This is a genomic window from Kinneretia sp. DJ1R-11, from assembly GCF_025717595.1.
Lineage (GTDB): Bacteria > Pseudomonadota > Gammaproteobacteria > Burkholderiales > Burkholderiaceae_C > Paucibacter_A.
This window is the reverse complement of the sequence record NZ_JAJIRR010000001.1, coordinates 646,025-662,471: the sequence shown is the minus strand read 5'-3', so window position 1 is coordinate 662,471 and position 16,447 is coordinate 646,025. Positions and strand designations below refer to the sequence as shown.

Genomic DNA, 16,447 nt, shown 5'->3' with positions numbered 1-16,447 from the left:
TGCGACGCTGAGTTCAGGGCGATGAGCTCAAAGCTCGGCTTCCCAGGCTCTGGGTGCACAGGTCGGTGAAAAAGCCTTTTTGCAGCGAACCTCGGGCGGTGAGCTGCTGGGTCTGTCCGAGGCGCAACTCGATGCCGCAGCTGGCGCTGCCTCCGGTGGGCGAGTCGATCTCCACCGAGCGCAAGGCCGGGCCCTGGATCACGCGCAGCACGAGCCAGCGGGTGCGCACGCGTTCGGAGCCCATGCCATTGAACTGCACACGGCTGCTGATCGGCCGCCCTTCGAAGATCAGGTCGGCCGACGCCAGCTCTTCCTTCGGGTCCAGCGGCGGCACTGGGCACTCGCAGGCCGTCGCGATCAGCGGCGCCAAACCGGCGAGCCCGAGCAAGAGCAAACGGCCCAGGAATCGCCCGCCCCTCATGGCTCGGTCTCGCAGCGTTTCAGCCCGCTGCGGCGAATCTGGAAACCGTCCGGCCACAGGGTGTTGGCGTTGTAGCAAGCGCCCTCGAAGCGCGCGCCTTCGAGCCGGCTTGCGCGCAAGTCCAGGTCCAGCAAGAGTGCGCCGCGCAGATCGGCTCCGCGCCAGTCGCTGCCGCGCAAGCTGACCTTCCAGAAGCGCGCCTGTTGCAGATTCGCCTGGCGGAAGTCGCTGCCCTCGAAGTTGCTGTGGTCGATTGCCAGATCGCGCAGGTCGGCGTGCGAGAAATCGCTGTCGCTGAAGTCGCTGTCCGAGACGTTGTAGCCGGCCAGCTTGCGGCCCTGCATCGGCATGCCTCGGCCGGCGAAGTGGCGGAAATTGATGCCGGGACGGCTGGCATAGGCCGGATAGCTGTGGCGCTGCCGGGGCGCATAGGGGAAGCCATCGCTGAGGCCGGTCAGCGGCGCCGTGCCCTCGCAGCCCTGCCACATTGGCAGCAAGGGCAGGGCTTGCAGATCGAGCCCGGCGGGGAAGCGGGTCTTGCAATCGATCAGGGTCGGCAGCCAGCGGATCTCGTCCAGCCGCGCCGTCGACAGGTCGGTGCCCCGCAAATCGGCCATGGCGAAGAAGTCGCTGCTGAAACCGGCGAAGGTGGCGCCGCGCAAATCGCTGTGGCTGAAGCGGGCGCCGCGCAGATCAGCGCCATCGAGCTGCGCGCCGCTCAGGTCGACCGCGTCGACCTGACTGTCTTGCCAGTTGCTGTTACTGAGCTGAGCTTGGTGCAGATTCACCGCTTGAAGCTTTGCCTGCGTGAAACGGGCTTGGTTCAGGCGCAGGCCTGACAGATTCAGCTGTCGCAGCTCGCTGTGGCTGAAGTCGACGCCTGACATCGTGGTCACGCTGCCCGCTGGCGGGAAGCGCTCGCTCGGAGCCGCCGCAGCATCGAAGCGGGCGCCCTCGAGCTTGGCGCCGACAAAGCTGCAGTTGTCGAGTTCGGCGCCGCGAAAATCGCTGTCGCGCAGATCGGCAGCGCTGAAATTGAAACCGCGCAAGCGCGCCGATTGGAAGCGGGCTCCACGCAGGTCCTTGCCGGAGAAATTGCCGGCCTCGCCCGGTTCGGCCCGGTAGCCCTGGAGATCCAGCCCCGCCTCTCGGGCCAGCTCGGCATGGCGGCCCAGGCGCATCAGGACCTCACGGCGGCCACGCCGGGCCGCGGCGTTGTCGGCCTGCTCGGCCAGCACGGCCTCGAAGTCCGCCAGAGCTTGGCCCTGCTGGCCCAGGGCCAATCGGGCTTGCGCCAGGCCCAGCCGGGCTTCGAGCTCGGCTGGCCAGCGCTGAAGCAAGTTCTCGAACACCTGTCGTGCCGGCTCCAAGGACTGCGCTTGCAGCAGGAACTTGCCATAGGCCAGATGCAGGGCTCTATCGTCAGGCTGGGCCTGGATGCGCGCTTGGAAATCGTTGCGTTGGGCCCGGTGCGCCTGCAGCAATTCCGGGCTCGGCCGCATGACGCACAGATCGCTCCAATAGCCACTGCCGGACTGTCCCAGGGCGACCATCAGCCTTTCGCTGCCGGGCGCGTCGTCGAAACCGCAGGCCGCGCTGCCGCCAGCCGGCGAATCCACCTCGATGACGCGTTCTGTGGCCGGCCCCTTGAAGGATTCGACCATCAGGTAGCGGCCTCGCAGAGTGCGGTCGCGGGCCCAGCCGGCGCTGGTCTGCTGCTCGGCTGTGCTCAGTTCGCGGCTGCTGAGCAGGCGGGCACGGAACACCAGGCTGGCATGGAGGAACGCTTGTTCGTCATTGTTGTTGATGTTGCAGCTGCAGGCCTGTCCGTCCATGAGGGCGCTGCCCAGCAGCAGGGCGACAACGCCTTGACGCAGGCCCCCGAAGCGGCTCAAGGCGCTGGCGACTTGCAAAAGGCCGGTCCTGAGATGGAGCATGGAAGGTGAAGGGCGGGGTGGCGAGGCCGCGAGCCTAGCGTCCGCAAGGCCGCGATCAGTCGACTTGCGCCGAGTCCTGCTCTTCGCCACCGCGCGGCTTGCGCGCCGAGCCCTTGACCAGGTCGAAGCGGAACAAGCGGCACTCGATCGGGCCGTTCCACATCGGGAACTTGCGCGATTCCTTCAGGCGCATTTTGCTGGGCAGCTTCATGTCCGGGCAGAGCAGCCAGGCGGTCCAGCCGGCGGCGTTCAGGGTGTAGGCGCGCTTCCAATGCGCGGCCAGGCGGGGGAAGAAGTCGTCGCCGGCGTCGCGCGCTTCGGAGCCGCCGGCATCGCGGCTCATCTGCACATTGCCCGCCTTGCCGCGCACCTCGATGCGCTCGCCGTAGGGCGGGTTCATCAAGATGGTGCCGGGCATGCCCTCGGGCAGCTCGGGCGCCGGGCGTTCGAGGGCATCACCGCCGTTGAACTGGATGTACTGGGCCACGCCGGCGCGCTCGGCATTGCGGCGTGCGAAGTCGACCATGCGGAAGGCCACATCGCTGCAGAAGATGGGCACGGCGGGCGCATGCTCGCGGTCCTTGGCGGCCTGCTTGATGGCCTGCCAGCGGCCACGCAGGGGCACGAAGGGCAGCTGGCGCTCGAAGGCAAAGCGGCGCTGCATGCCGGCGGCCATGCCGCAGGCGATCTGCGCGGCCTCGACGGCGATGGTGCCCGAGCCGCAGCAGGGGTCGTGCAGGGCGCCGCCGGTCTCGGGCGTGCCCTTCCAGCCTGCGGCGGCCAGCATGGCGGCGGCCAGGGTTTCCTTCAGCGGGGCGTCACCTTTGTCCTCGCGCCAGCCGCGCTTGAAGAGCGGTTCGCCCGAGGTGTCGATGTAGAGCGTGGCGTCGGTTTCGCTGAGGTGCAGCATCACCGGCAGGTCGGGGAAGCGGGTGTCGACGCTGGGCCGCTCGCCGGTGGCGTCGCGCAGTACATCGCAGATCGCGTCCTTCACGCGCAAGGTGGCGAAGTTGAGGCTGCGCAGGGGCGAGCGCTGGGCCACGGTGTCGACGCGAATCGTCTCGGCCGGCGTGATCCAGTCGCACCAATCGATGCGGCGAGCCAGGGCGTAGATGTCGTCTTCGTGGCGGTAGCCGCCTGAGATCAGCTCGATCAGCACGCGCTGGGCCAGCCGGCACTCGAGGTTGAGCTTCATCACGCCTTCAAGATCGCTCTTCAGCGCGATGCCGCCGCGCAGCACCTCGATATGCGTCTTGGGCAGGATGGCCCGCACCTCTTCGTCGAGCAGGCGCTCCACGCCCGAGGGGCAGGAGACGAAGAGGTGGTGCAGGTCTTTGGGGGATTCTTTGGCGGCCATCCTCCGATTGTCCCAGGAATGGCCGCCTCGGCCGGACTCAGGCGCGGCGACGGCGGCTCAAGCCCAGCACGGCCACCAGGCCCAGGCCCAGGCCCATCAGCAGCCAGGTTTCCGGCTCCGGAACGGCGGCCAGCATGCCTTGGCCGAGCACGCTGTGGGTGACTGCGGTTGGATGGACGCGGTCCCAGAACATATAACCGTCAGGGTTGCTGCAGGTGCTGCCATTGGGCTGGCCGACATAGCCGGTGAAGCAAGCCTCGGTGACATTGCTGAGACCGTACTGGGCGGCGTTGTCGATCAGGTTTTGCTGCGCGCCCAGGGTGTCGAAATAGCGGATGTCGATGCCAGGCAGGGCGCGCAGCTGTGTCAGCGCGCCGTTCAAACCCTGGTTGAAGCCGAGCGAGAGCAGGTGCAGCTGACCGGCGGCACCGGAGCTGAGGCCGCCCGGGGTCTGGCCCAGGTCGGGCAGGCCTGGCATCAGGAAGTGGCGTGCGCCCAGGCCGTACAGCGTCTGAACGGCGTTGCTGAGGTTCTGGATGGCCGTCTGTGCGGTCGCCTGAGAATAGCCCTGGTACTGGAAGTCATTGGCGCCACCCCAGAGGAAGTACAGGGCCTGGCTGTCGGCCGCGCCACCACCCAAGCCGGCCTGGAAGGCCCCGACCTGGGACAGCATGCCGGTGTTCTGCAGGGCGGCCGGTGCGCCGGCGGCCACGGCGGCGCCGTTGAGCAAGCCGGTTTGGGCGCCGCCCCAGGCGTAGTCCTGCAGGGTCACGCCCAGGCCTTGGGCCAGATGCTCGATGGCGACCGGCCCGTTGGAGAAGCGGCCCTGGTAGTAGTTGCCGGGCTGCGGCACGGTGCCGCCTGTGGCTTGATAGAAATTACCCTTGTCCGAGAGGCTGTCGCCGAAGGCGACGATGCGGCTGTAAGCGGGGGGGCTGATCGAGCTGACGGCCTGCGCTTGCGCGGCAACGCTCAGGGCCAGACCGGCCGTCATCATCAGGGCGGAGGAGGAGATGCTGTGCCAGCGGCGTTGGGAGGCAGAAGTAGCGTTCACGACAGTCCTTTCAAGTAACGGGCCAAGTCGGCGGCATGATGGCATACCGCGGCCTGGGAATCACTCGAAATTCGCGTGCGTGTGCACGTTTGGGGCTGGGGGCCGGTGAACAGGTGAATGGGTGAATCGTGAATCGTGAATCGTGAATCGTGGGGTGCTGCTCACCCCTTCACTTGTTCACTCCCCCTCAAACCACGCGCCGCATTGTCGTCGTCCCAATATGCATGCCTTCGCGGTACTTGGCGACGGTGCGGCGGGCGACCTGGATGCCTTGTTCTTCCAACATATTGGCCAGGGCGCTGTCGGACAGGGGCTTGGCCGGGTTCTCGGCGGCGATGAATTGCTTGATCAGCTCGCGCACGGCGGTGCTGGAGGCCTCGCCGCCGGCTTCGGTGGAAAGACCCGAGCCGAAGAAGTACTTGAGCTCGTAGGTGCCGAAAGGCGTGGCCATGTACTTGGCCGTGGTCACGCGCGAGATGGTTGATTCGTGCAGGCCGAGCTCGTCGGCGATCTCGCGCAGCACCAGCGGCTTCATGGCGACGGCGCCGTGGCTGAAGAAGCCCTTCTGGCGCTCGACGATGGCGGTGGAGACGCGCAGGATGGTGTCGAAGCGTTGCTGGATGTTCTTGATGAACCAGCGCGCCTCCTGCAGCGCGCCGCCCAGGGCACTGTTGCTGATGCCGCCGCGCGTCTGGCGCAGGGCATTGGCATAGAGCTCGTTGATGCGCAGCTTGGGCGCGACCTCGGGGTTAATGATGACGCGCAGCTCGCGCCCGACCTTGCGCACGATCACATCGGGAATCACCGCCGGCGCCTGGCCGCGGGCAAAGCGCCGGCCCGGCTTGGGCTCGAGCGCCACGATCAGGGCCTGGGCTTCGCGCAGCAAGGGCTCGTCGGCGCCGGTCAGCAGCATCAGGCGGCGGCTGTCGCGCTTGGCCAGCAACTCCAGATGCTTTTTGCAGATCATGATGGCGATCACCTGCGGCGCGCTGCGTGGCAGCTGGCGCAGTTGCAGCTCCAGGCACTCGGGCAGATCGCGTGCGCCGACGCCGGCAGGGTCCATATGGTGCAGCCACTTCAGGGCGATGCGCAGGTGGTCGAGCAGGTCCTCGCGTTCGGCCGCGCTGTCCTCGCCCGCGTCGGGGATCAAGGCCTCGGCAATCGACTCCAGGCTGTCTTCCAGCAGGCCGTCCTCGTTTAGGGAATCGATCAGCAGGCGCAGGGCCAGCTGGTCGGACTCGCTCAAGCTCATGCCCGCCATCTGCTGCTGCAAATGTTCTTGCAGGGAGATCTCGGCCGACTCCTGCTCGCTGCGCTCGCCGTCTTCGTCGTTGCTGCCCGAGCCGCTGCCGCTGTTGCTGGGCAGCTCGCGGATGCCGTCGAAATCGTCACCTTCGGTGCCGTTCTCCCAGTCCTCTCGCTCGCTGTTGCCGAAGTCCTCGGCCTTGAGCTCGGGCGTGGCCTCGGCCTCGGCGCCGCCGCCCAGTTCGCGCTCGGCGCCGCTGTCTTCGGCGGCACTGGCCTGGCGCAGCTCGGGCAGTTCGGGCGCGGCGACGGAGAAGTCGTCCTCGGTTTCGAGCAGCGGGTTCTGCGCCAGCATCTGCTCGACTTCCTGGTTCAACTCCAGGGTCGAGAGCTGCAGCAGACGGATGGACTGCTGCAGCTGCGGCGTCAGCGCCAGATGCTGACTCAGGCGAACCTGGAGCGATTGCTTCATGGCCGCAGGCCCGGCGCTGTCAGGAGGCTCGCCATCACATCACATGCGGAAATGTTCGCCGAGATAGACCTTGCGCACATCGGCGTTGGCGACGATCTCGTCCGGCGTGCCCTCGGCCAGTACCGAACCCTCGCTGATGATGTAGGCGCGGTCGCAGATGCCCAGGGTCTCGCGCACATTGTGGTCGGTGATCAGCACGCCGATCTGGCGCGCCTTCAGGAAACCGATGATGCGCTGGATCTCCAGCACCGCGATCGGGTCCACGCCGGCAAAGGGTTCGTCCAACAGGATGAAGCGCGGCTGGGTGGCCAGGGCGCGGGCAATCTCGACGCGGCGGCGTTCACCGCCCGAGAGCGCCGGTGCCGGGCTGTCGCGCAGCTTCTCGATGCTCAGGTCGTGCAGAAGGGCTTCCAGCAGTTCCTTGATGCGCGGCTCTTTCAGCGCGCGGCCCTGCTCGTCGCGCTGCAGTTCCAGCACGGCACGGATGTTTTGTTCCACCGTCAGCTTGCGGAAGATCGAGGCTTCCTGCGGCAGATAGCTCAGCCCCAGGCGGGCGCGCTGGTGGATGGGCAGGTGCTCGACCGACTGGCCGTCGATGCGGATCTCGCCGGCATCGGCGCGCACCAGGCCAACGATCATGTAGAAGCTGGTGGTCTTGCCGGCGCCGTTGGGGCCGAGCAGGCCGACCACCTCGCCGCTGTTGACGCCCAGGTGCACGTTCTTGACCACGCGCCGCACGCCATAGCTTTTGGCCAGGCCCTCCGCCTCGAGGCGGCTGCGCACGCCGGATTCCAGCGCCGACACCGGCGCGTTGTGGGGGCCGGCACTCATGGCGTCTTGCGCGGGCTGAGGCTGGTGCTCGGCTTGAGCTGGATGCCCGAGGCCGGCGTGGCGGCGGGTTCCGAGGCGGCGCCTCGCGGCATCATCACCACACGCACACGGCCGCTCGGGTGGGGCGAACTCTGGCCGCCTTCCAAGGTGAACACCTCGCTGCGGTTGTCGAACAGGATGACCGCGCCGGTCACCTCGTCGGCCACGGTCGTGCCTTGCAGGCGCCGCACCACGGCGTTGCCGATGAAGCGCACGGTGTCGCTGCGGGTGTCGTATTCGAGCTGGTCGGCCAGGCCTTCGATGGCCTCGCCCGGGATGTCGCGCGCCTGGCGGAAGCTGACCTGTTTGCCGGTCTGGCCATTGGCATAAACCTGGTGGTAGCCGTCGCCGGTCTCTCGCACATCGAGCTTCTCGGCGCGCAGCACCAAGCTGCCCTTGCTCAGCACCACATCACCGTTGAACTCGGTGCGCTGCTTGGCGATCTCGACGCTGCCGCCGTTCTTGGAGGAAATATTGAGCGGCTTGCCGCGGTCGGCCTTCTCGGCCTGGGCTGCGCCGGCGGCCAGGCCCAGGACCAAGGCCGCCAGCAGGCCGGGCAGGAGGAGGGAGCGCGGGTACAGCTTCATGGGCAGGGAGGGTCGGGCAGGCGGAGGCATGGACGCCGACGGATGGCGGCACAAAACTTGCAGGCCATTCTAGTACGTGCCCCGCCGCGGCGGGCTCGTAGAGTCGCTTCGCTTGAGGGCAGGCTTCAGGACTTAGCGCTGCGCAGCTGTTGGATCAGCTGGTTGGTCAAGGCCAGGGCCGCTTGGCCACCGGACACCGCATTCTTGCCGGGGCCGCCGGCCAGGCTGGGGCTGGTCATATAGCGGCCGCCGATGCCGATTGCAGGAACGGTTTCAACCCCGTAAGACTTGGCCAGACTGGCAGCCTGATCGATGCGCCTCTGGGTGTTGAACTTGTCATTGAAAGCGGAAGTGAACTTGGCTTCATCCAGGCCCAGGCTGGCCGCGAATTTGATGATGGCCTTCTCATCGCTGAGGTCCAGGTGTTGGACATGGATGGCTTTGAACACCGCCTCGTGCAGATCGGCCAGCCGGCCCAGGGTTTCGAGCGTCGCCATCAATCGCTGGTGCAGCTTGTGCATGGCGCCCACGCCGACATGGATCCGACGGAAGCTGACATCGGCCGGCAATTGCTTGACCCAGGCCGACACCAGCGGGTCGAAGGCAAAGCAATGCGGGCAGGTGTAGAGAAAGAACTCATACACCTCGATCTTGCCCGGCGTGGCTGCCAAGGGCTGTGCCAGGCGCAGGTACTGCTTGCCTTCGACCGGCGCAGCGCCTTGAGCCTGGCTCAGGGCCGGCAGGCCTGTAGCGGCCAGGCAGACGGAGAAATCACGGCGGGAGATCGGTTTCATCGCTTCGCAGGGGGCAGGTGTTGAGATCGGGCGCCCGTGCCTCAGGCCTTGGCGGCGCGGGCCAGCTGGATCAGGTGATCGGCCACGGCCAGTGCTCGGCGGCCGTTGGACACCTCGGCTTCGCCGCGGACGCCGGCAATCGAGGGCGAGGTCAGGTAGCGGCCCCCAATGCCCAGCGCCGGCACGCCGTCGATGCGGTAGGCCTCGGACAGCTTGGCGCCCTGGCCGGCCTTGGTGACCACGCCGAAGGCGTTGAAGGCGTCTTTGAACTTGGCACCGTCCACGCCCAGGCGCACCACCAACTCGGTGAGGCTCTTCTCGTCGTTGAGCTCGAGGCGCTCAACATGGAAGGCACTGAAGATCTTGTCCTGCAGCTCGGCGGCCTTGCCCAAGGCTTCCAGGGCGTAGAACAGGCGTTGGTGCAGCTTGATCATGGCGTTGAAGCCGACATGGACGCGGCGGAAGGCGACGTCGGCCGGCAGTTGCTTGATCCAGGGTGCCAGCACCGGCTCGAAGGCGTAGCAATGCGGGCAGCCGTACCAGAAGAACTCCACCACTTCGATCTTGCCCGGCACGGCCACGGGCAGGGCTTGGGCCAAGGTCTGGAACTTGCCGGCAAAGGGGTCGGTTTGTGCCAAGGCCAGCTGCGGGGCCAGGCTCAGGCCGCCCAAAGCCAGAGGAGTCGACAACAGGGCAGAAAACTCGCGACGTTTCATCATCTTCTTCTCGTTCATCTCGGTGGACAAAAAGGGGCCGCAGCCCCGAGTATTGGGGCGAAAACTCAGCGTTTGACGCCGACCAGATTGGCTTCGATGCCGGCCGCTTCGATTTTGCGCTGCAGGCCTTCGGCTTCATCGCGGCTGTCGATGGGGCCGATGCGCACACGGAAGACGGTGCGGCCCGATTGTTCTTTCTCCATGACCTTGGCGCTGAAGCCCAGCAAGGCCAGACGCGCGCGCTGCTGCTCAGCGTCCTCGTTCTTCACATAGGCGCCCGCCTGCACGAAGTAGAGGTTGGGGTCGGCGGCAGCCGCGGCGGCGCTGGCGGCGGCAGCCTTGGCTTCGGCCTTCTTGTCGGCCGCTTTGTCAGCGGCTTTCTCAGGTGCTTTCTCTGCGGTCTTGGCAGGGGCAGCCGAGGCGCTGGCCGCCGGAGGGGCCACCGCCGGTGCCGTGGCGACCGGGGCGGTAGCAGCTGCGGGCGCGGTGACCTGCGCAGGTGAGGCAGGAGCCGGCGCGCCGCTGACCACACCGCTGGCCTTCACGCCGGCCTTGCCGGCCAGAGGGGCGTTGGGGTCCCAGTTCTTGTTGCGCTGGGCTTCGGCCGCGTCCTGCTCGGCCGTGCGCTGCGGCACCTTGTCAATGAAGGGGATGGGTACCTTGGCGATGTAGAGCGCCACGCCCAGCGCCACGGCCAGACCCAGCAGCAAGCCGACGATCAAGCCGAGGACAAAGCCACCACGTTGTTGCTTGCTTTTGTTTTTGTTGCTGCTGCCAGATTGAGCCGTGCTCATGCCTTCTCCGTCGCTTCAGGAATTGCTTCGCGGGACATCACCTCGGGTGCGCTGACGCCCAGAACGGCCAGGGCATTGCGCAACACCTGGCGCGTGGCGGCCAGCAAGGCCACCCGCGCCGCACTCAGCTCGGGCGCCTGGTCCAACACGCGCTCAGCCGCATAGTAGCTGTGATAGCTGGCCGCCAAGTCGCGCAGGTAGAAGGCCACGTCATGCGGGGCCAGGCCGGCTGCGGCGCCAGATAGCATGGCCGGGTACTCGGCCAGCTTGAGCATCAGGGCGGCTTCGGTGGGCGCCGTCAGCAGGCTGAGGTCGGCCTGGGCTAGGGCGCTTTCGTCACCGCCGCGGGCCACCCAGTTGCGGATCACCGAGCAGATGCGGGCGTGCGCATACTGGACGTAGAACACAGGGTTCTCGTCGTTTTGCTTCAGGGCCAGGTCGACATCGAAGATGAATTCGGTGTCGGCTTTGCGTCCGATCAGGAAGAAGCGCACGGCGTCGCGGCTGGTCCAGTCGATCAGGTCACGCAGGGTCACGTAGGAGCCGGCGCGCTTGGAGATCTTGACCTCCTCGCCGCCCTTCATCACGGTGACCATCTTGTGCAGGATGTAATCGGGGAAGCCCTGCGGGATGCCGACATCGGCCGCCTGCAGGCCGCCGCGCACCCGGGCGATGGTGCCGTGGTGGTCGCTGCCCTGGACATTGATGCACTTGCTGTAGCCGCGCTGGAACTTGTCGATGTGATAGGCCACATCGGGTACGAAGTAGGTGTAGCCGCCTTCACTCTTGCGCATCACGCGGTCTTTGTCGTCGCCGTAGTCGGTCGTGCGCAGCCAGAGCGCGCCGCCTTCCTCGAAGGTCTTGCCCTTGGCGATCAGCTTGGCCACGGTGTCCTCGACCCGGCCGCTGCTGTAGAGGCTGGATTCCAGGAAATAGCTGTCGAACTTGAGGCCGAAGGCCTGCAGGTCCAAGTCTTGTTCGTGGCGCAGGTAGGCGACGGCGAACTGGCGGATGCTGTCCAGGTCTTCGATATCGCCCGAGGCCGTGAACTGGCGGTCGTCGGCCACCACGGTTTGCTTGGCCAGGAAGGCGTCGGCGATGTCCTGGATGTAGTCGCCGTTGTAGGCGCTTTCCGGCCAGCCGGTGTCACCGGGCTTGAGTCCTTTCAGGCGGCATTGGGTGGAGTTCGCCAGGGTGGCGATCTGCACGCCCGCGTCGTTGTAATAGAACTCGCGCGTGACTTGCGCGCCCTGGGTCTTGAACAGGCTGCACAAGGCATCGCCGAGCGCAGCCTGGCGGGCATGGCCGACATGGAGCGGGCCGGTCGGGTTGGCCGAGACGAACTCGACCATCACATGCTGTGCCGTGGCTGGCTGTTGGCCGAAGGCTGCGGTGGCCGACAGCACTTCGCTGACCACGGCCTGCTTGGCGGCGGCACTCAGGCGGATGTTGATGAAGCCGGGGCCGGCAATCTCCAGGCCCGTGACCCAGCGGGCAAAGGCCGGGCGGCGCTGCAAGGCCTCGATCAAAGCCTGCGCGAGCTCGCGCGGGTTCTTTTTCAGCGGTCGCGCCAGCTGCATGGCGGCCGTGCAAGCGAAGTCGCCATGGGCGGCTTGCTTGGGGGATTCGAAGGCGGCAACCAGGTCGGTGCCGGGGCTGAGTTCTTGAATGGCTTCGGCCAGGGCGGCGAGCAATTCTTGCTTGGCTTGGATCATGGGGGGAATTCTACGGGCGGGGGCGGGGCAAGGGGTGAGGGGGTGAACAGGTGAACGGGTGAACGGGTGAATGGTGAATCGTGAATCGTGAATCGTGGGGCTTGGGGCTTGTGTGCGTGCATTTGCTTGCAATTGGGGCGGGCTGGGGCAACTTATGATGTTCGGCATGTCTTTGGATTCAGACCTCGCCTTCGAAAGCGCTGCCGATCTGCCTGCCCATATCGGCAAGTACAAGGTGCTGCGTCGGCTCGGCGAGGGTGCCACCAGCGATGTCTTTCTCGCGGTGGACGAGTTCCATCGCAACGAAGTGGCCATCAAACGCATGCGCGCCTGGGCCGCGGTCAGCCGTGCAGGCCATGGCAGCGACTTCGGTCTGCGCTTCTATGCCGCTGAGGCGGCGCTGGCCGGGCGGCTGCAGCACCCGAATGTGGTGCAGATCCTCGACGCCGTGCCTGAGGAAGACTCGCCCTACCTGGTCATGGAGTACGTGCCTGGCGTCACGCTCAAGCATTTCTGCCGCAGCGACCGCCTGCTGCCCCTGGACCAGATCGTTGAGCTGGGTTTCAAGTGCGCCATGGCGCTGTCCTATGTGTTCCGCCAGGGGCTGATCCACCGCGATGTCAAACCGGCCAATCTGCTGGCCGTGCTCGATGCCCAAGGCCAGGTCACCGATGTGAAGGTCAGCGATTTCGGCAGCGCCCTGAATTTGCGCTCCGACTCGACCCAGGTGCACCGGGTCGGCTCCCTGGCCTATATGCCGCCCGAGCAGATCGAGGGTGGCGATGTCGATTGCCGTGCCGACATCTACGCCCTCGGTGCCGTGCTTTACCACCTGGTGGCCGGCCGCGCGCCCTTTGATGCGCCCAGTCAGATGGCGTTGATGCACCAGATTTACCACCAGGCGCCGCCGCCCTTGCAGGGCTTGCGTGGCGGCGTGACGCCGGAGCTGGAAGCGGTCATCCTGAAGGCCCTGGCCAAGCATCCCCAGGAGCGTTATGCCGACTGGGAAGCCTTCGGCAAGGCCTTGTCCGAGCTGGTGTCCAAGCAGCTGGTGCCGCTGGCTCGCCTCTACGAGGTCAAGGATTCCGAGCGCTTCAATATGCTGCGTGAACTCGAGTTCTTCGCCGATTTTGGCGATGTGGAACTCTGGGAAGTGGTGCACCGCGCGCGCTGGCGGCGCTTTCCGCTCGACCATGCGCTTTACAAGCGGGGCCAGGAAGGCAATACCTTTCACATCCTGGCCCAGGGCGCGGTCGATGTGTACCGCGACGGCAACAAGGTCGCCAGCCTCGGCCAGGGCACCTCCGTCGGCGAAATGGCCTATCTGGCGCCTAACCCCGATCTTCGGCGCCACAGCGCCGACGTGCGGGTCAGCGAGGTCTGCATCACCATCTCCTTCACGCCGGAATCCCTGGGCCTCTTGAGCCCGGAATGCCAGCACCGCTTCGACCGCGCCTTCATCCAGGTGCTGGTGCGTCGCCTCCATGCCGCGCATGAGTCCATGGCGCATCCGCGCCGCATCATGTAAACCCGTCTTGAGCCTGTCGCATGTCCGTGCTGGAATCAAGCGCGGCGGCGTCGCTCGCCTTTTCCCCTTAGCCCTCGAAGGATTCCCTCATATGAAGACGAAGCTGATTCAACTCTTGGCCTTGGGCCTGATGACCTTTGCTGGCCTGGCCCAAGCGGCGATGCCGATGGCGTCTTGCGATGCCCAGGCCAGCGAGAAGAAGTTGGCCGGCGCGGCCAAGACCAGCTTTCTGAAGAAGTGCAATGCCGACATGCCTGCAGCTGCGGCTTCTGCCGCGGGCAATGCGTCCTGTGATGCCGCAGCGGCTGAGAAAAAGCTGGCCGGTGCCGCCAAGAGCAGTTTCCTGAAAAAGTGCAATGCCGACGGTGGCGCGGCCGAAGCGGCAGCGCCCAGCGATGCGCAAGCGGCCTGCGCCGCTAAGGCGGCCGAGAAAAAGCTGGCCGGCGCGGCCAAGAACAGCTTCACCAAGAAGTGCGTGGCGGACGCGGCCGGCAAGTAAGACGAACGAGTGGCGGCCGGGCCATGGGCTGAGCCGCGAGCCTTCGGCCGCCTGCTGCCTTAGTTTTTTGCCGCGTCTGCTCTGAAGGCGGCCGTAGGCTCTATGCTGCGACATCGCAGTGATCGCCCTTCAGGGTCTGCTTCATGAACGGACAAGCTGCAAGGCCTGAGCCCGCATCGGGCACGGAACTTGGTTCAACGGCTTTGCGGCAACGTGCCGAGGCCGCTGTGCACGCCGCGGCTGCGGCGCTTCCAGTGCTTGACTCACCTGCCCGAGCCCTGCAGCTGCAAGGTGCCGAGGCCGTCTTGCATGAGTTGCAGGTTCACCAGATTGAGCTGGAACTGCAGAACGAGGAGTTGCGCCGCACCCAGCAGGACTTGAGCGAGGCGCGGGCCCGTTACTTCGACCTCTATGACCTGGCGCCCATGGGCTTGTGCAGCACGGACGAGCATGGCTTGATCCGTGAAGCCAATGTAGGTCTGGGCCATGTGCTCGGGCGCAGCAGTGCCAGCCTGTGCGGGCAGAAGCTGGAGCAGTTCATCTGCGACGGCGACCAGGAGACCTACCACCGCTACCGACTCGAGCTCGGGCTCCCCGAGTCCGAGCAAGGCTGTGAGCTGCGTTTGCGTCTGGAGGACGGCTCCATGCGCTGGATTCAGCTGCAGGCCGTGGCCATGCTTGATGCGCGCGGCCAGCCGCAGCTGCGCCTGGCTTTGATGGACATTGACCAGCGCAAGCGGGACGAAGCCGACCGCGTGCTGGCCGCCAGCATGTTCGACCATGCCGGTGAGGGCATCTTGGTCACGTCCGCCCAGGGCGAGATCGTGGCCGTCAACCAGGCCTTCACCCGCATCACCGGCTACGAAGCCGCCGAGGTGCTGGGCCGCAATCCGCGCCTCCTGAGCAGCGGGCGCCATGGCCCGGACTTCTTTGCCCATATGTGGTCGCAGCTGCAGCGCGATGGCTCCGTGCAGCTGGAGATATGGAACCGCCACAAATCGGGCAAATTGTTTGCAGTGACGCAGACCATCAGTGCGGTGCGCGGCACCGGCGGCGTCATTCAGAACTATGTCGGCTTGTTCTCCGACATCACCCATCTGCAGGAGCAGGAAGTCAGGTTGCAGCGCCTGACTCACTATGACCCCTTGACCCAGTTGCCCAATCGCCTCCTGCTGGCCGAGCGTCTGCAGCGTTCCATGGCGCAGGCCCAGATTCAGGGGTGCTTGCTGGCGGTGGTGTTTCTTGATCTCGATGGTTTCAAGGCGGTGAATGACAGCCATGGGCACGAGGTCGGCGATCAGTTGCTGATCGCCGTGGCCGAAGCCATGAAACTGACCTTGCGCGAAGGCGACGCCTTGGCGCGCCTCGGGGGGGATGAGTTCGTGGCCGTGCTGAGCGATTTGGCCACCGTGGCCGAGGCCCAGCCCTTGCTGCAGCAGTTGCTGGCGGCCAGTGCGCTGCCGCTGATCGTTGCCGGGCAGACCTTGCAGGTATCAGCCAGCTTGGGCGTGACCTTCTTTCCTCAGGATGAAGAGATGGACGCCGACCAGCTGCTGCGCCAGGCCGACCAGGCCATGTACCAGGCCAAGCTGGCCGGCAAGAACCGCATGCATCTCTTTGATGCTCAGCATGACCGCAGCTTGCGCGGCCACCACGAAAGTGTGCAGCGCATCGCGCAGGCGCTCGCGGCCGGCGAATTCGTTCTGTACTTCCAGCCCAAGGTGGACATGGTGGCCGGCCATGTGGTGGGCGCCGAGGCCTTGATCCGCTGGCAGCACCCACAGCGCGGCCTGCTGCCTCCGGCGGTGTTTCTGCCAGTGATCGAGGACCATGCGCTGGCGATCGAGCTCGGTGAATGGGTGATTGACCAGGCTTTGCGGCAGCTTGCCGCCTGGCAAAGCGAGGGTCAGGTCTTGCCGGTCAGTGTCAACATCGGTGCCCGGCAGTTGCAGCAGGCCGATTTTGTCGAGCGGCTGCAGCGCCTGTTGGCCCGCCACGCCGAGCTGGCGCCGGGGCTGCTGGAGCTGGAGGTGCTGGAAACCAGCGCCATCGAAGACATCACCCACGTCACCCGCCTGATCGCCGAGTGCAAGGCCCTGGGTGTGCGATTCGCCCTCGACGACTTTGGTACCGGCTATTCCTCGCTGACTTACCTCAAGCGCTTGCCGGTGGCCCAGCTCAAGATCGACCAGAGTTTTGTGCGCGATATGTTGGACAACCCGGTCGACATCTCGATCCTGCAGGGCGTGATCGGCATGGCCCGGGCTTTCGGTTGCGAGGTGATCGCCGAGGGCGTGGAGACCGTGGCGCATGGCACCGTGCTGATTCAGCTCGGCTGTCGTTTGGCCCAGGGCTATGGCATTGCCAAGCCGATGCCAGCCTCAGACTTGCCGGCCTGGATGGCTGAATGGCGCCCGGATGCCAGCTGGCTGACAGCCGCGCTGCCAGCCGGATGAGG

14 protein-coding genes are annotated in these 16,447 nt (G+C 66.1%); 3 read left to right on the top strand and 11 right to left on the bottom strand.

All coding sequences use genetic code 11. The features are described from left to right. Window positions 1–13: 13 nt before the first annotated feature. From LNV23_RS02740 to argS, 11 genes are all read right to left on the bottom strand, one after another. Window positions 14–421, bottom strand: coding sequence for a hypothetical protein (locus tag LNV23_RS02740; RefSeq protein WP_263516277.1), 408 nt, complete (start codon window positions 419–421; stop codon window positions 14–16). Then, complete coding sequence (locus tag LNV23_RS02735) at window positions 418–2,358, bottom strand: pentapeptide repeat-containing protein (protein WP_263561542.1); 1,941 nt, start codon at window positions 2,356–2,358, stop codon at window positions 418–420. The genes LNV23_RS02740 and LNV23_RS02735 overlap by 4 nt, the downstream gene beginning before the upstream one ends. A gap of 55 nt (window positions 2,359–2,413) precedes the next feature. Further along, a complete protein-coding gene (locus LNV23_RS02730; RefSeq protein ID WP_263561541.1) occupies window positions 2,414–3,715 on the bottom strand; it encodes a THUMP domain-containing class I SAM-dependent RNA methyltransferase in 1,302 nt (433 codons plus the stop codon). A gap of 37 nt (window positions 3,716–3,752) precedes the next feature. Continuing rightward, window positions 3,753–4,769 carry an SGNH/GDSL hydrolase family protein gene (locus LNV23_RS02725; RefSeq protein ID WP_263561540.1) on the bottom strand — a complete coding sequence of 339 codons (1,017 nt, stop codon included), beginning with the start codon at window positions 4,767–4,769 and terminating at the stop codon, window positions 3,753–3,755. Window positions 4,770–4,956: 187 nt separating this feature from the next. Beyond that, the gene (locus LNV23_RS02720) at window positions 4,957–6,486 is read right to left on the bottom strand and encodes an RNA polymerase factor sigma-54 (protein WP_263561539.1); all 1,530 of its coding nucleotides are present in this window, start codon (window positions 6,484–6,486) and stop codon (window positions 4,957–4,959) included. Window positions 6,487–6,525: 39 nt separating this feature from the next. After that, complete coding sequence (gene lptB, locus LNV23_RS02715; RefSeq protein ID WP_263516282.1) at window positions 6,526–7,317, bottom strand: LPS export ABC transporter ATP-binding protein; 792 nt, start codon at window positions 7,315–7,317, stop codon at window positions 6,526–6,528. Beyond that, window positions 7,314–7,943: a lipopolysaccharide transport periplasmic protein LptA gene (gene lptA, locus LNV23_RS02710; protein ID WP_263561538.1), complete on the bottom strand. Its 630-nt coding sequence runs from the start codon at window positions 7,941–7,943 to the stop codon at window positions 7,314–7,316. The genes lptB and lptA overlap by 4 nt, the downstream gene beginning before the upstream one ends. A gap of 125 nt (window positions 7,944–8,068) precedes the next feature. Continuing rightward, window positions 8,069–8,737: a thiol:disulfide interchange protein DsbA/DsbL gene (locus tag LNV23_RS02705; RefSeq protein ID WP_263561537.1), complete on the bottom strand. Its 669-nt coding sequence runs from the start codon at window positions 8,735–8,737 to the stop codon at window positions 8,069–8,071. Window positions 8,738–8,778: 41 nt separating this feature from the next. Continuing rightward, complete coding sequence (locus LNV23_RS02700; RefSeq protein WP_263561536.1) at window positions 8,779–9,471, bottom strand: thiol:disulfide interchange protein DsbA/DsbL; 693 nt, start codon at window positions 9,469–9,471, stop codon at window positions 8,779–8,781. 47 nt (window positions 9,472–9,518) lie between these two features. Continuing rightward, window positions 9,519–10,247, bottom strand: coding sequence for an SPOR domain-containing protein (locus LNV23_RS02695; RefSeq protein WP_263561535.1), 729 nt, complete (start codon window positions 10,245–10,247; stop codon window positions 9,519–9,521). Next, entirely contained in the window at window positions 10,244–11,962 is a 1,719-nt protein-coding gene (argS, locus tag LNV23_RS02690; protein WP_263561534.1) for an arginine--tRNA ligase, read from the bottom strand. The genes LNV23_RS02695 and argS overlap by 4 nt, the downstream gene beginning before the upstream one ends. A gap of 166 nt (window positions 11,963–12,128) precedes the next feature. On the opposite strand from argS, the gene LNV23_RS02685 reads away from it, so the two are divergent. The 3 genes from LNV23_RS02685 (at window position 12,129) to LNV23_RS02675 (ending at window position 16,445) form a co-directional block, all read left to right on the top strand. Continuing rightward, a complete protein-coding gene (locus LNV23_RS02685) occupies window positions 12,129–13,490 on the top strand; it encodes a serine/threonine-protein kinase (RefSeq protein ID WP_263516288.1) in 1,362 nt (453 codons plus the stop codon). Between the two features lie 91 nt (window positions 13,491–13,581). Continuing rightward, window positions 13,582–13,989, top strand: a complete 408-nt coding sequence (locus tag LNV23_RS02680) for a PsiF family protein (protein ID WP_263561533.1) — start codon at window positions 13,582–13,584, stop codon at window positions 13,987–13,989. A 254-nt stretch (window positions 13,990–14,243) separates the two neighbouring features. Further along, on the top strand, window positions 14,244–16,445 hold the full coding sequence (locus tag LNV23_RS02675) for a sensor domain-containing protein (RefSeq protein ID WP_263561532.1): 2,202 nt from the start codon (window positions 14,244–14,246) through the stop codon (window positions 16,443–16,445). The last annotated feature ends 2 nt before the right edge of the window (window positions 16,446–16,447 follow it).

Bases quoted from the DNA above. Each gene is read 5' to 3' on its own strand.
- LNV23_RS02740 (WP_263516277.1), bottom strand. From the start codon at position 421: ATGAGGGGCGGGCGATTCCTGGGCCGTTTGCTCTTGCTCGGGCTCGCC.
- LNV23_RS02735 (WP_263561542.1), bottom strand. From the start codon at position 2,358: ATGCTCCATCTCAGGACCGGCCTTTTGCAAGTCGCCAGCGCCTTGAGC.
- LNV23_RS02730 (WP_263561541.1), bottom strand. From the start codon at position 3,715: ATGGCCGCCAAAGAATCCCCCAAAGACCTGCACCACCTCTTCGTCTCC.
- LNV23_RS02720 (WP_263561539.1), bottom strand. From the start codon at position 6,486: ATGAAGCAATCGCTCCAGGTTCGCCTGAGTCAGCATCTGGCGCTGACG.
- lptB (WP_263516282.1), bottom strand. From the start codon at position 7,317: ATGAGTGCCGGCCCCCACAACGCGCCGGTGTCGGCGCTGGAATCCGGC.
- lptA (WP_263561538.1), bottom strand. From the start codon at position 7,943: ATGAAGCTGTACCCGCGCTCCCTCCTCCTGCCCGGCCTGCTGGCGGCC.
- LNV23_RS02705 (WP_263561537.1), bottom strand. From the start codon at position 8,737: ATGAAACCGATCTCCCGCCGTGATTTCTCCGTCTGCCTGGCCGCTACA.
- LNV23_RS02700 (WP_263561536.1), bottom strand. From the start codon at position 9,471: ATGAACGAGAAGAAGATGATGAAACGTCGCGAGTTTTCTGCCCTGTTG.
- LNV23_RS02695 (WP_263561535.1), bottom strand. From the start codon at position 10,247: ATGAGCACGGCTCAATCTGGCAGCAGCAACAAAAACAAAAGCAAGCAA.
- argS (WP_263561534.1), bottom strand. From the start codon at position 11,962: ATGATCCAAGCCAAGCAAGAATTGCTCGCCGCCCTGGCCGAAGCCATT.
- LNV23_RS02685 (WP_263516288.1), top strand. From the start codon at position 12,129: ATGTCTTTGGATTCAGACCTCGCCTTCGAAAGCGCTGCCGATCTGCCT.
- LNV23_RS02680 (WP_263561533.1), top strand. From the start codon at position 13,582: ATGAAGACGAAGCTGATTCAACTCTTGGCCTTGGGCCTGATGACCTTT.